Source organism: Chitinophaga sp. (assembly GCF_035761305.1).
Lineage (GTDB): Bacteria > Bacteroidota > Bacteroidia > Chitinophagales > Chitinophagaceae > Chitinophaga.
In genome coordinates, this window is the sequence record NZ_DASTRI010000002.1 from 53,172 (window position 1) to 66,942 (window position 13,771).

12 protein-coding genes are annotated in these 13,771 nt (G+C 49.2%); 7 read left to right on the plus strand and 5 right to left on the minus strand.

The annotated features are described in order from the left end of the window. The first annotated feature begins 440 nt into the window (after window positions 1-440). On the plus strand, window positions 441-3,485 hold the full coding sequence (locus VFS25_RS00645) for a SusC/RagA family TonB-linked outer membrane protein (protein WP_326460174.1): 3,045 nt from the start codon (window positions 441-443) through the stop codon (window positions 3,483-3,485). Between the two features lie 18 nt (window positions 3,486-3,503). Further along, window positions 3,504-5,054 (plus strand): RagB/SusD family nutrient uptake outer membrane protein, encoded by a 1,551-nt coding sequence (locus VFS25_RS00650; protein WP_326460175.1) that lies wholly within the window; start codon window positions 3,504-3,506, stop codon window positions 5,052-5,054. 230 nt (window positions 5,055-5,284) lie between these two features. On the opposite strand, the gene VFS25_RS00655 is transcribed toward VFS25_RS00650, so the two are convergent. From VFS25_RS00655 to VFS25_RS00665, 3 genes are all read right to left on the minus strand, one after another. Further along, window positions 5,285-6,487, minus strand: a complete 1,203-nt coding sequence (locus tag VFS25_RS00655) for an MFS transporter (RefSeq protein WP_326460176.1) — start codon at window positions 6,485-6,487, stop codon at window positions 5,285-5,287. Between the two features lie 76 nt (window positions 6,488-6,563). After that, window positions 6,564-7,400: a helix-turn-helix domain-containing protein gene (locus VFS25_RS00660; RefSeq protein WP_326460177.1), complete on the minus strand. Its 837-nt coding sequence runs from the start codon at window positions 7,398-7,400 to the stop codon at window positions 6,564-6,566. A gap of 182 nt (window positions 7,401-7,582) precedes the next feature. Then, entirely contained in the window at window positions 7,583-7,963 is a 381-nt protein-coding gene (locus VFS25_RS00665; protein WP_326460178.1) for a nuclear transport factor 2 family protein, read from the minus strand. A 336-nt stretch (window positions 7,964-8,299) separates the two neighbouring features. On the opposite strand from VFS25_RS00665, the gene VFS25_RS00670 reads away from it, so the two are divergent. The 5 genes from VFS25_RS00670 to VFS25_RS00690 all read left to right on the plus strand — a co-directional run bounded on the left by VFS25_RS00670 (window position 8,300) and on the right by VFS25_RS00690 (window position 12,279). Continuing rightward, on the plus strand, window positions 8,300-8,476 hold the full coding sequence (locus tag VFS25_RS00670) for a hypothetical protein (RefSeq protein ID WP_326460179.1): 177 nt from the start codon (window positions 8,300-8,302) through the stop codon (window positions 8,474-8,476). A gap of 7 nt (window positions 8,477-8,483) precedes the next feature. Then, window positions 8,484-9,491 (plus strand): bestrophin family protein, encoded by a 1,008-nt coding sequence (locus tag VFS25_RS00675; RefSeq protein WP_326460180.1) that lies wholly within the window; start codon window positions 8,484-8,486, stop codon window positions 9,489-9,491. 79 nt (window positions 9,492-9,570) lie between these two features. Further along, entirely contained in the window at window positions 9,571-10,029 is a 459-nt protein-coding gene (locus VFS25_RS00680; protein ID WP_326460181.1) for a carboxymuconolactone decarboxylase family protein, read from the plus strand. Between the two features lie 104 nt (window positions 10,030-10,133). Continuing rightward, a complete protein-coding gene (locus tag VFS25_RS00685; RefSeq protein WP_326460182.1) occupies window positions 10,134-11,414 on the plus strand; it encodes an NAD(P)/FAD-dependent oxidoreductase in 1,281 nt (426 codons plus the stop codon). A gap of 85 nt (window positions 11,415-11,499) precedes the next feature. Next, window positions 11,500-12,279, plus strand: coding sequence for a succinate dehydrogenase cytochrome b subunit (locus VFS25_RS00690; protein ID WP_326460183.1), 780 nt, complete (start codon window positions 11,500-11,502; stop codon window positions 12,277-12,279). A gap of 137 nt (window positions 12,280-12,416) precedes the next feature. Here VFS25_RS00690 and VFS25_RS00695 read toward each other — a convergent pair whose 3' ends face one another. Both VFS25_RS00695 and VFS25_RS00700 read right to left on the minus strand, forming a co-directional pair. Next, window positions 12,417-12,773 carry a YciI family protein gene (locus VFS25_RS00695; RefSeq protein ID WP_326460184.1) on the minus strand — a complete coding sequence of 119 codons (357 nt, stop codon included), beginning with the start codon at window positions 12,771-12,773 and terminating at the stop codon, window positions 12,417-12,419. Between the two features lie 59 nt (window positions 12,774-12,832). Next, on the minus strand, window positions 12,833-13,588 hold the full coding sequence (locus VFS25_RS00700; RefSeq protein ID WP_326460185.1) for an SDR family oxidoreductase: 756 nt from the start codon (window positions 13,586-13,588) through the stop codon (window positions 12,833-12,835). Window positions 13,589-13,771 lie beyond the last annotated feature (183 nt).

The following is a 13,771-nucleotide window of genomic DNA, read 5'->3' on the forward strand; positions in this document are numbered from 1 at the left end:
CTATCCTGCCCGCAACATTATTCAATTAATTCCATCCCATACCCCTCACCCACCCCACCACCAAAGGGCTTCATTATATATAAAAGTCATCAATATATTATTTGTATATTGATTGTCAGGAATTAATTTTTAAACGAATAAACAATTGTGTCAATATTTTCTATATATTAACGATATAAATTGCAACCGTGCTTAAACCTGTTTTAATTTGACCCTTTAGTAAAAAATTGTTTGGCCAAAATCTGTTTACTGAAATCTAAATAGTTCCGTTATGAAGATACACGTATGTTTATTGGTGCCGCTTTATTCATTTTTAAACTGAAAAAATAACATCCGGTAAGTATAGTATTTCACGTTTGGAAACAGCTCCTCATCTCATGCAGCTTTCCGGGGTTGTTGCTTTGTACGTCAATATTCCACAAACAAATAAAATCCGTCTTATGAACAAAGTTCTATTTCGCAGGGCGCGTACGTTGTGCTTGTTATTATTGCTAATAACAGGTATGGCCAATGCACAAACAAGAGCTGTCACCGGCAAGGTAACAGATGAAAAAGGTGATCCAATACCAGGCGCCACTATTCAAATTAAGGGCACCTCCAGCGGTACAGCCACCGGCCCTGATGGTACATTCAGAGTAAATGTTCCCCAGGATGCCACTACATTAGTGATCTCCTACGTAGGTTTTGCCAACCAGGAAGTGAGCATCAGCGGCAAAACAAACGTAAACATTACTTTACAAACCAGCAGCACCCAGCTTACCGATGTGGTGGTAGTGGGTTATGGAACCGTTCGTAAAAAAGATCTCACCGGCTCCGTTGCCTCCATCCAGGCCAAGGACTTTAATAAAGGTACTTTCACCGCTCCTGACCAGCTTATACAAGGCAAGGTGGCCGGCGTGCAAATCCTCTCCAACAGCGGTCAGCCCGGCGCTGCCACTACTGTACGCATCAGGGGAAATGCCGCGTTAACCGGCACCGGCCAGCCGCTGTATGTAGTGGATGGGGTACCCCTGGATGGACGTTCCGCCAGGCCCGGCTTATACGTGCCTGAGCTTGGGAACGTTCCCGGAGGTAATGCGCTTAACTTTATCAACCCCTTTGACATCGCTTCTGTAGATGTGTTGAAAGACGCATCCGCTACCGCTATTTACGGCTCCAGGGCGGCCTACGGCGTGGTGCTCATTACCACCAAAAGAGGACAGGCCGGCGAACCCAAGCTGGATATAGGCGCTTCCGTTGGTATCAGCAACATCATGCGGCGCATTAATGTGCTCGACGGCAACCAGTACCGCCAGGCACTGCAGAAATACGGCCTGGGCAACGCTAACGATAAAGGCGGCAATGTGAATGCGCTCGACGCCATACTCCGCACCGCCGTAACGCAGAACTATAATGTAGGCGTTAGCGGCGGCAGTGAAAATGCCAAATACCGTTTTTCAGCAGGCATGCTGGATCAGCAGGGCATCGTGAAAAAGTCCGACTTCAAGAAATACACCGCCAGCTTTAACGCAGGCTTTAAATTCCTGAACAGCAAACGGCTGGGCGTTGACCTGAACGTAATTGCCAACCAATACCAGGAAAACATTCCGCCCATCACCAACGACGCCGGCTTTGGCAACAGCCTTTTGGGGCAGGCGCTGCAATGGAACCCCACAGAACCGTTGTATAATGATGACGGCACCCTGAACATCAAACAGGGAAGCGCTGCCGTGAACCCCGTAGCCATGTCGCAGGTGTACCACGACAGGTCCAGGGTAACCACCATTCTCGGAAGCATCTCCCCTTATTTTAAAATAACCGACGACCTGGAATACCGCATGCAGTACAGCGTCAACTACAGCAGCGGTATCAGGAGAACGGCCGTAGACGGCAACATTAACCTGAACACCTTTGGCATTAATGCCAACCCTCCTTCGGGGCTGGGCTGGGCCAACATTGCCAACGGCGAGCTGGCTATGCAGCAGTTCACCAACACGCTCACCTATAATAAAGACATCAACCAGGATTTCCACCTGAATGCGCTGGCAGGTTATGAATACCTGAAGTTTACCAACAAAGGCGCTTATATGAACGGCCTGGGGCCTGCACAGGCAGGCGGCTTCGGCAACTACGGGCTTGACCTCACGGATTATATCCAGTTCTCCAATGCCGCAGGCCGTAACATTACTTCCTTTGCCGACCCGGTTTCAGAATTGCAGTCATATTTCGGCAGGGTAACGCTGAACCTTAAAGACCGCTACATGATAACCGGTACTGTAAGGGCCGACGGTTCTACCAAATTCGGCTCAAATAACCGCTATGGCGTATTCCCCTCCTTTGCAGCTGCCTGGAACATCAGCAACGAAAGCTTTTTTACCAAAGGCGTTGTTACCAACCTGAAGCTCCGCGGCGGCTGGGGTAAAACCGGCAACCAGGAATTCCCCTCCGGCGCTTCACAGTCCAGGTGGGCCTTCCAGAACAACGGCGCGGTATCGCAGCAATCCAACGCAAACCCGGATCTTAAATGGCAGTCAGACAAACAATATAACATAGGGCTCGACTTTGCCCTGGTGCACGACCGGATCACGGGCTCAGTGGACTATTTCCATAAAACCACCTCCGACCTGCTGTACCCCACTACCGCCATACAGCCGGCTGCTTCCCAGTCGGTAGTAACCTGGAAAAACCTGGATGGCAAGATCATGAACAAAGGTGTGGAAGCCATGGTGAACGCCACCATTGTTCAGGGCAAGGCTTTCACCTGGGACCTGGGTGTGAACGCCACCTTCCTGAAGAATAATGTCAGCGGCATGGCGGCGCCTATTTACACCGGCCAGCTGAACGGCCAGGGCGTTTCCGGTACGCTGGTGGAGATCATCTACAACGATCTTCCCATTAACGCATTTTACACCCGGACGTACGGCGGTATGGATAAAGACGGACAATCCATCTACCCCAACGGCGACAGCCTGAGCTACCAGGGCAATCCCAACCCCACCAAGCTGCTGGGCATCAGCACTACGCTTGCATATAAGAAGTTAACGCTCACTGCTAACCTTAACGGCGCTTTCGGGCATAAGATCTATAACAACACCTTTAACAACGTAGTGAATATAAGTAACCTGCGCGGCGCGCGTAACATTGCGGAAGAGTTCTTTAATGCACCGCAGCAGGAATCGCTGTCAAACCGCGTTACCTCTTCCTCCCGCTTTATTGAAAACGGGAATTATATGAAGCTGGCCAACGTAACCCTGTCATACACACTGGGCGATATTGGCCGTGTGGTAAAAGGGCTGAATATTTACGTAACAGGACAAAACCTGTTTGTAATCACCAAGTTCAAAGGATTTGATCCTGAAGTGAATGTAGATAAGAGCAGCGGCGCCCCGGGCGCGGACTCCAAAACCGGTATGTCAACTTCCGGCGGCGTGCCCTCTGCAGGCATCGAGTACCAGCCCTATCCTTCTGCCCGTACGTTTACGCTAGGTGTTAACTTTTCCCTTTAATCAAAAAAACTTGTTGATATGAACTATATGAAAACATTATTGCTGGCTTCCGGTGTCCTGTTATTCACGGGATGCACCAAGCTGGATGAAAAGCTAAAGGGCGAGGCAACAGATGCGCAGGTAGGCAGCAGCGGCGGCTCAGCAGAAGCCCTTTTGAAAGGCGTATATAATTCCATGCGCTCACCTTACCAAAGCAACGACCAGGTATTTGCCCTTTCTGAAATGAGCACCGATGAGCTGATAGCGCCTACCCGCGGCGGCGACTGGGACGATAACGGCGTATGGCGCGTGATACATTCACACCAATGGGATGGCGATAACATTCACATACGCGATGCTTTCAATAACCTGGGCGGCGTGGTGTACACGGCTACCAACATCCTGCAGTTTAACCCTACCGCCCAGCAGGCGGCTGAAGCCAGGTTCCTGCGGGCCTTTGCCATGTTCAGCGTGCTGGATCTTTTTGACCAGGTGCCTTACCGCGATCCCGGGGAAAAAGTAACGCAGGCTGCAAGGGTAAGAACAGGTCCTGAAGCGCTGGATTATATTATCAGCGAAGTGAATGAAGTGATGCCCAACCTGCCAGATGTAGCCACTGCAAAAGCAAACATTACCCGGGCCAATAAAGATGCCGCCAGGGTATTGCTGATGAAATGCTACCTGAACAAAGGCGTATTCGCCAACAGGGCCGCCCCAACTTTTGATAATGCCGATCTGGCAAAGGTGGTAACCCTGGCCGATGAGATCATTACCAGCGGCCGTTACACCTTCAGCGCTAATTACTTTGATAATTTTTCGCCCAATAACGGCAGCTTATCCAAAGAAAATATCTTCACCGCAGAAAACCAGGGTGGCGTGGATGCCGGTGGTTTAAACGCCATCTGGCACACCGTAATGCATTACAACCAATCCCCTCCGGGATGGAACGGGTGGACCACCCTGTCGGATTTCTACGGCAAATTTGAAGCAGGCGATGTAAGAAGAGGCGTAGCCTACCCCACCGGCGCCGGCGGTCCTCCCAACCCCGGCCACCGTGTAAATGTGGGCTTCCTGATAGGACAACAGTATAACCTTACCACGGATGAGCCGCTGCAGGACAGAACCGGCGCCCCCCTGGTGTTTACGCCGGAAGTGAGCAGCATTGAAACCGGCGCCAACCTGGAAGTAACCGGCATCCGCGTGCTGAAATACAGCCCCGATTATGTGAACGACGGCAACGGTAAAGTAGACAATGACTTTGTGTACTACCGCTACCCCGATGTGCTGCTGATGAAGGCCGAAGCCCTGCTGCGCCAGGGCAATGCAGGCGGCGCATTACCGCTGGTGAACCAGGTGCGGGCAGCCCGCGGCGCAACACCCATGGCTTCCGTAACATTGGATCAATTGCTGGATGAAAGAGGACGCGAATTTTACTGGGAAAGCTCCCGGCGTTTGGACCTCATCCGCTTTGGCAAGTTCCTGCAGCCCTGGCAGGAAAAACCTACGGATGATCCGCGGAACCTGATATTCCCGATCCCCAGCCAGCAGCTGGCCGTTAATGCAAACCTGAAAAAGAACCCTGGATATTAACAGGTGTTAGTTAGTAAAAGTAAAAAGCTTTGAGGCCGGTCTTCTTTTGGACCGGCCTCTTTGCTGGCTGCCCTGGCAACCCACTTTATATTTATATTTGACCAGACAGGCAAATCGGATAATACATGAGCATTGGGTTTGAAACATGCAATCGGACGGGGCTTAGGCTGGGAGCCTACACACCGGGGATTGTTCGATGCCCTGGTGCCGGGGGTGTATTCGTTTTACATTTATGATTTTACATTCTTCCCCGCCGGCTTCATTATCAGCAGCAAGGAAAGCACACAACATAATGTTCCGAATAAATAGATGGCCTGGTAGCTAAAGCAGCTGGCAATCAGGCCCGCAACAGGGCCTGTAATACCAAGCGCCAGATCGGTAAACGCCGTATAAGCGCCCATTGCGCTGCCCCGCATTTCAGGCTTCACTTTTTTCACCGCCTCCACTCCCATTGCCGGGAACATCAGGGAAAAACCCATACCGGTTAATGCGCAACCTGCCAGCGCCATTGTTTTGGAAACAGCCAGCCATAATAATAGCTGCCCCGCAAATTCAATAACCAGGGAAACCGCGCCCACCATATAGCCCCCGTATTTATCCGGGAAAGAAGCAAAGAACAGGCGGGTTAAAATAAACGTAGCGGCAAATGCTGTAAACGCCAGCGATGCCTCACCCCAATGCTGCGATACAAAAAACAACGCTATGAAGGAGGAAATGCAACCATAACCAATGGCAGACAGCGCCAGTGAAGCGCCTTGTGTCCAGATGGCGGCGATTACCTTGAAAAAAGGCACTTCCCTCTTTTTAGCGGAAGTTGTAACAGATGGCAGCTTTAGCATGGGCAGGCTGCCTATAACCGGCAATAAAGTGATCAGGGCAAAAGCTGCCGGTATGCCCCAGTGCGTATTCATCACATCGCCCAGCGGCGCGCCCAGGCCAATACCTGCAAACAGGGAAATACCTACCCAGGCCATCACCTTACCCGAACGCTGCACGCCGGCCAAACCAATACCCCAGGTAAGCGCTCCCGTAATAAGATAGCTCTCGCTAAGGCCATGCATAATTCTCGCTATTACCAGCAGCACTAAAGATAAAAGCGGCATGCCGGCAAACAGTCCGGCAAGCATATACACCAGCCCTGAAGCAACCGCCCATACAACACCTTTTATCACGCTTGATTTGGCGCCTTTGGTATCTGTATTGCTGCCGGCCATTGAGCGTGTGCACAATGCCGTTATATCCTGCACGCCTATGACCAGGCCAACGATAATGGCGCCATAGCCTAATTGTGCATGTACAAATTGGGGCAAAACGCCGAAGCCAATGCCCATTGTAAGAAAAATGCTGAACACCGCAAATACTACGGGTAGTATCAGCGCATAAAAACCTTTTTGTTCTTCCTGTAAAACCTGGTATTGCATACTTGTACTCATTTTTTAAGATCTGGGTACAAAAGTAGCGGGGCGGCCGCGCGTGTATGGAGGCTATCTAACGCCTATGATTGGACATCTAATGGTTTTTAGTCCTGAACGCCAGCGCTGTTATCCCGGTGTTTTTTTTAAAGAAGCGGGAAAAGTAGGCATGATCTTCATACCCCAGTTCATAGGCGATCTCCTTTACGTCCAGCATGGAGTGGTATAACAAACGTTTCGCTTCCAGCAGTATCTCCTGCCGGATCCAGTGGCTGGCCGGGAAACCGGTTATTTCCTTCACCACTTCATTCAGGTAAAGCGGGGTAATGTTAAGCTGCGCTGCATATTGCTGCACCTGTTTAACAGCTTTATAGTTGTTCCGGACCAGTTGCTTGAACCGGTTTACAATATGGTAACGCTGCCCGTTAATGGTATGTTCCGGTGTTTGGGGCTGTATTATTTTTGAGGCGATTATTCCCAGCATTGCGCTTACCTGGCTGGCTACAATGGCCGCAGTTAATACACTTTGCTCCCCGGTCAGCAGCTGCCCAAGTATAGGTACGCTCTTAAAAACAACATCGTCTGCATCTGCAGCCACCACCTGGCGAACGTGTTCATAAGCATCAAAAATTTCACGGTACTGTTCGGGCACCAGGCTCACATCGGCAAAAATAAACCAGCCCTTATTATCCTGCTGTTTTACGTAACGGTGTACCTGCCCCGGCGTTACAAAGCATAATGAAGCGCCTTTTAATCTCACTTCACTGAAATCTATTTCCAGCCCAAGCATTCCCTGCTGCTGCAGGATAAACATATAATGGTCATCCCGGTGCGCGATCTTAACGCTTTCCTTAAATGCCTGAACTGATTTTATACTTATCCCAAAGCTGTCAAGCTCGTCTTTGTGCAATGCTATTGCAGTTTTTTTCTTCACATTTCCCCTTTATTAATTACGGTTTATAAAGGTATAAAAAAAGAAAATCACGCCAGCGCCGCCGCTTTGAAAGGGGCATTATACGGCGGCGGCCTTTACAACGCCCGGCAGCTTTGGGCAGTGCATTTGCAGCAGGCGATCATGCAGGAGCTGGCGTGAAAACTACGTAGCCTGCTTTTCGCCTAATAAAAAAATTGCTCCAGCACAATCCGGCCGTCTTTCACTTCATACAGCATTATTTGGTTCATCTGTATTCTGCCATGCGGCTGCACGGTTATATCTATTGTTCTTCCTACTGCAAAATGATTGGCGGCAACGAGCGGCTCGGTGGTAAACGCGCTGTGCAAAGCCGTTATCCTGCTCACAAATTCTTCGCCTTTTTTGCGCACAGCGGCCCTGCCTTCTGCATATCCAAAATACGGGGAGCCGGGAGGGTCTATGCTCTTCACGTTTTCTGCAAAAAATTCGTCCTGGATCTCAAACCATTTTTCCTGTTGGGCAAGTTCATGGAACCGGGCGGCAACTTCCCGGGTTGTCATTACCTTTTGCTGTTCTTTGGTCATTGTTTTTATTTTTTCAGGTGAATGAATTATATCTTTTGATCGCTGATATTTTGTTTAACAAAACTATTGTCTAAATATGGCTTTAACAGGGTACTATATAGACATTATAGCGGGACGATTTAGACAGTTTGATATAACCCCGGGGTGTGAAAGGCGGCCGCAGCGCTTCCACTTTATATAGCGGAAATTTCGTTCACTCACGATATATCGTGAAAACCGCGTTACTGCAAATCCATTCAAACATTTAATAACCAGCCAGTTAACCCCATGGCATGGCGGTTGCAAATTGTACTGTGTAACCATGAACATTCATTTCAACCTAAAACTGCAAAACATATGTCAGCACTTACCCAAATCTTTAACCGCCTGTTTATGAACAAACCGGTACAGCACCCCGTAACACTGGTACAAACCTCATTGGAACCAATACATGAGGAAGACAACAACGAGGGATGCGAATTCCTGGATGATTTCAGCTCACTGGATGAACCCTCTGAAGAAGCAATAAAATAACCGTCATATGCATATTGGCAAATCTTATAAATTATCTGACTTCCTTGTATGGACAAGACGAAAAATATATGTACTGGTGATACTGGGCACCGTACCTGTGCTCCTCTACCATCTTCTTGGCATAACATGGGTAGCCGTTCCCTGGACGGTAGTATCGCTGTTAGGTACGGCCACGGCTTTTATCGTGGGCTTTAAAAACACGCAAACATACAGCCGTACCTGGGATGCGCACGCCATCTGGACCAACATTGCCGGCAGCAGCAAAGCCTGGGGTATTATGTGTTGCGATTACCTGCACGATACGCACAAAACCCGGATGTTGTTTTACCGGCATTTTGCCTGGTTAACAGCGCTGCGCTATCAAATGCGGGAAGAGCGGGTATGGGAAGTGGCCGATCAGCGCCATAATGCGGAATACCAGCAGTTTTACCACATTCCCGAGCGGCTCACAGCGCTGGAGGTGGAGCTGGCGAAATATTTACCGCAGGAAGAGCTGACCTATATTCTAAGCACCCGTAATAAAGCGTCCCAGTTGCTGGCCCTGCAAAGCCGCACTATAAAGGAAGTCAGCGACCGTGAGGAAATGGCGCCGGCCCTGCTCCTTGAAATGCAACGGGCCGTTAACAACTTTTGTAACCAGCAAACGCAATGCGAGTCGGTTAAAAACACGCCATATCCCCGGCAGTATGCTGTCATCAATACCATTTTTGTACGGATATTCTGCTTCCTGCTTCCATTTGGCATGCTGGCGGAGTTCGACAAGCTGAATAACAGCATCACCGGCCTTATGAAAGGCCATATGATATGGCTGGTAATACCCTTCAGCGTGCTCATATCCTGGATGTACACTTCATTGGAACAGGTAGGCGAAAGCACTGAAAATCCCTTTGAAGGCAGCGCCAATGATGTGCCCATATCACAAATATGCCGGGACATTGAAATTGATCTGCGGGAAATGCTGGGCGAGAACGCATTGCCCCTTCCGCTGAAGGCGGAGAACGATATACTGGTATAATTTATAAAAAAAGTGCCCCGGGTTTGTCCAATAACAGCAATCCGGTTGTCTTGTAATTAAAAAGCAAAACTTATATACAATGGAACAGAGAATTAATTTTTATGAAAAAGGGCCTAACGCCATAAAAACACTCTTTCACACCGGTGCATATCTCAAGAAATCCCCTGTAGAGGCAAAGCTGCAGGAGCTGGTTTTCTTTCGCGTATCACAGATCAACGGCTGTGCTTACTGCCTGGATATGCATTCAAAAGACGCCCGGGCCCATGGAGAAACGGAGCAACGTTTATATGGCTTAAGCGCCTGGCGTGAAACACCGTACTATACAGACCGGGAAAGGGCTGCGCTGGCCTGGGCGGAAGCAGTTACAGCCTGCCACGTGCCGGATGATACCTATGCTATGGCAAAAGAACAATTTTCTGATGAGGAGCTGGTTGACCTTACGCTGGCTATTACCACCATCAACTCCTGGAACCGCTTCAATATCGCTTTTCCAATGCCGCAGGTCGTAGGCACCTACCGCGTAGGGCAATTTGGCTGAGGCGGCCAGTATGAAAAGCTGTCAATACGCACACCTGTTAATGGCCGGCCTGCCGGCTACCGGATGCCGGCCTGCCGCAGGTGTGCCCAATAAAATCATTTATCATGAAAACAAGTAAAGCAAATAAAAAGCATGTTGTTGTGATCGGGGGCGGCTTTGCAGGGTTTAATTTCGTTAAGCACCTGTACCGCAACGGGTATTATACCGTAACGGTAGTGGACAAGAACAACTATAATTATTTTACGCCGCTGCTGTACCAGGTAGCCACCAGCTTCCTGGAGCCCTCCAATATCAGCTATCCCTTCCGGAAGCTGTTCCGCAGAAAAGACATTACTTTCCGGATGGCTGCTTTGTTAAAGGTAGATACCGCTGCGAAAAAACTTTACCTGAGCGATGGCGGGGAGCTGCCTTATGATGTGCTGGTTTTTGCCGCCGGCGCCCAAACCAATTTTTTCGGGAATGAAAGCCTGCGGCAACAGGCTTTTTCCCTGAAAGATATGGACGATGCGTTGTATATGCGCAATGAGTTTATTAAAACCATGGAACGGGCGTCACTGGTGCAGGACCCTGCCGAACGGCAACGGCTGCTGACCGTGGTGATCGCGGGCGGCGGCCCTACCGGTGTGGAAATAGCCGGCATGCTTGCCGAAATGAAGAAGTACATACTGGCCAACGACTACCCCGACCTTAAAGATGCCGCAGTGGAAATATATGTGATTGATGCCGCCCCTCACCTGCTGGCGCCAATGAGCAGCAAAACACATGCTGCTGCTTATAAAGCGCTGGAAAAACTGGGCGTGCATGTAAAGCTGCATACCCTGGTCAAAAGCTTTAATGATAACCAGGTGCACCTGTCCGACGGCAGTATCATTGAAACAAAGAACCTCATATGGGCAGCAGGGGTTATTGCCAACTCTTTTGAAGGCATTGCGCCCGCAAGCATTGGCAAAGGCAACCGCATGATCACCGATGCGCTGAACCGCGTGCAGGGTTATTCGGACATTTACGCCATTGGCGACATCAGCATACAATTCACAGACCCCCTGTACCCCAATGGCCACCCGCAGCTGGCGCAGCCTGCCATTCAGCAGGGCAAAACCCTGGCAAAGAACCTGCTGCGCATGGCAAAAGGCAAGGCGCCCAAACCATTCAAATATTTTGACCGTGGCGACATGGCCATTATAGGCCGGCAGTTTGCCGTAGCCGATCTTTTCAAGCACAAAGTACATTTGGGCGGCCTGCTGGGTTTACTGGGCTGGCTTTTTATACATGTGCTTTCCCTTGTTAACTATAACAATAAAATAAAAACACTTTATAACTGGGCAGTGGCTTATTCTACCAGGGACCAGGCCCTCAGGATGGTTTTCCGGCCAAAGAAACGGTAAGCCGTTGCCAATCGCCTGCCTGCCTGGAATGGCCAGCTTCCGCCGGAGCTGGCTTATTATTTATGATATTTTAAACCATGTTACTGTGACTAATTTCAAGCAATTCTTTCAATCTACCATCGGCCGGAAGCTCATTATGTCAATGACCGGCTTGTTCCTTTGCCTTTTCCTTATTGTACATCTCGGGGGCAACCTTACATTGTTTGCCGGGGACGACGGCTATACCTTTAATATTTATGCGCATTTCATGACGCACTTTATCCCGGTTGAAATTATATCGTATGCGTTGTATATATCCATACTGGTACATGCCTGGTATGCTTTGATGCTAACCGTGAAGAACCGGCAGGCACGTCCTGTGAAATACGCGGTTGCCTCCAAAGCCCCTGTTAAATGGGCATCGCTGAATATGGGATTGCTGGGCAGCATTATTTTCCTGTTCCTGGTAATACATATGAGCAATTTCTGGGGACGGTATAAATTCACGGCAGGCACTTACCGGGAATACCGGAAAGACCTGTTAACTGGCAACATTACATCTGCTGTTTACAAACCGGTTGCTCCAAATTTTGAGTATTCGGTATCTACAGTAAATGATACCGAGATTGTACGTGTAAAAGACCTGTACGTAATAGTAACCCAAAGCTTTAGCCTGTGGTGGTACTCACTGTTGTACCTTGTAGCTATGGCGGCGGTTGCCTACCACATGTACCACGGCTTTCAAAGCGCTTTCCGCACGGCGGGGCTGGTACATAAAAAATATACGCCGGTTATACAGGCCACGGGCATATGGCTTTTTGCGGTGATTATCCCGCTGGCATTTGCATCAATGCCCATTGCATTTTATATAAAAAGCCTGCTTTAATGCAAAAGAATGTAAAATCATAAATGTAAAATGTAAAAGTAAAATGCCGCTAACAGGATAATGTACCTGGTTTCGCGGCATTTACTTTTACATTTAGTATTTAAAATTTTACATTTTATATTCTTTCAGTAATGCGTTCAGGCTGCGGTAAGCGCCATACGCACCTCCACAATAGCCCCGTATTTAATAATGGGGCAGCCTTTTGCGATCTCCACTGCATCGTCATAATCTTTAGCCTTTATCAGGAGCAGGCTTCCGATAGATTCCTTTCCTTCGGCATAAGGGCCGTTGTACACATGGTGTTTCGTTTGCTCGTATTTAATCACGCGCCCGTTAACGTCCCACCGCCTGGGAGGCGCCGCCAGCCGGTCCTGGGCGGCAATGCCGGCTATCCATTCCTGGTAGGGTTTCATTGCTTCTTTCATCTGTTCCGGAGTAGGTTTCGGGCTGCTGCTGGTAAGATCCCTGTAGATCACTAAAAGGAATTCCTGCATTTTTTTTGTTGTTTTACTGTGAAGGGTGATTGGTTATTGACTTGCTGCATGTTTTCCGCTTATGCTTTTGCCAGCTGGCCGGCAAACCATGTTTCAAAATTAATTTTGCCAATGCGGGCGCCGGGGCCGGGCACCAGTGATTCGTCATTCAGCCCGGCGCCAAAGTAGCGGGCATGTTCATCCGGTACTACGGTGCGGGGATCATTCATTTTGTTTAAATAGCGCTGCACCATAGTGCTCATACCCACCTTTTCGGGGCCGGCAATTTCTATAATGCCGTTAAGCGGCGCGCCCACGGCAACATCCGCTACTGCTGCCGCTACATCATCTGAAGCAATGGGCTGAAAAAGGGCGGGCGGCAAATGAACAGCGCCATCTTTAACAGAAGAATTGGCAATACCACCCAGGAACTCAAAAAATTGCGTAGAGTGTATAATGGAAAAAGGAATGCCCGAGCGCCGGATCAAATTTTCCTGCGCTGCTTTTGCACGCATATAACCACTATCCTGCAGCCGTTCCGTACCTACTATCGACAAAGCAATGTGGTGCTTAACGCCTGCATTTCCTTCTGCCGCCAGCAGGTTGGTGCCGGAAGTTTCAAAGAACTCCATTACTGCTTTGTCTTCAAAAGAGGGAGAGTTGGCTACATCAATCACTACATCTGCACCGGTCATTACTTCCGCAAGCCCTTCCCCGGTAATGGTGTTCACGCCGGAAGCAGGAGATGCTGCAATTACTTCATGGCCAAGCTGGCGAAGCTTGTTCACTGTTTTGGAGCCTATAAGCCCGGTGCCGCCAATTACTACTATTTTCATGATATAACTTTTAGTTGCCAATACAGGCAGGGGTGAAAAAATAAGATGTGTTTAGTGTTTTGTATTTTGCCTAGATGTTGCAAGCGGGGTGCCACAGGGTTAAACAGTTACAAATCAATGTACTATATCAAAGCTGCCCATTTTTATCTCACGGTATTAAGAGAATTGCGCCGCGATTCACGA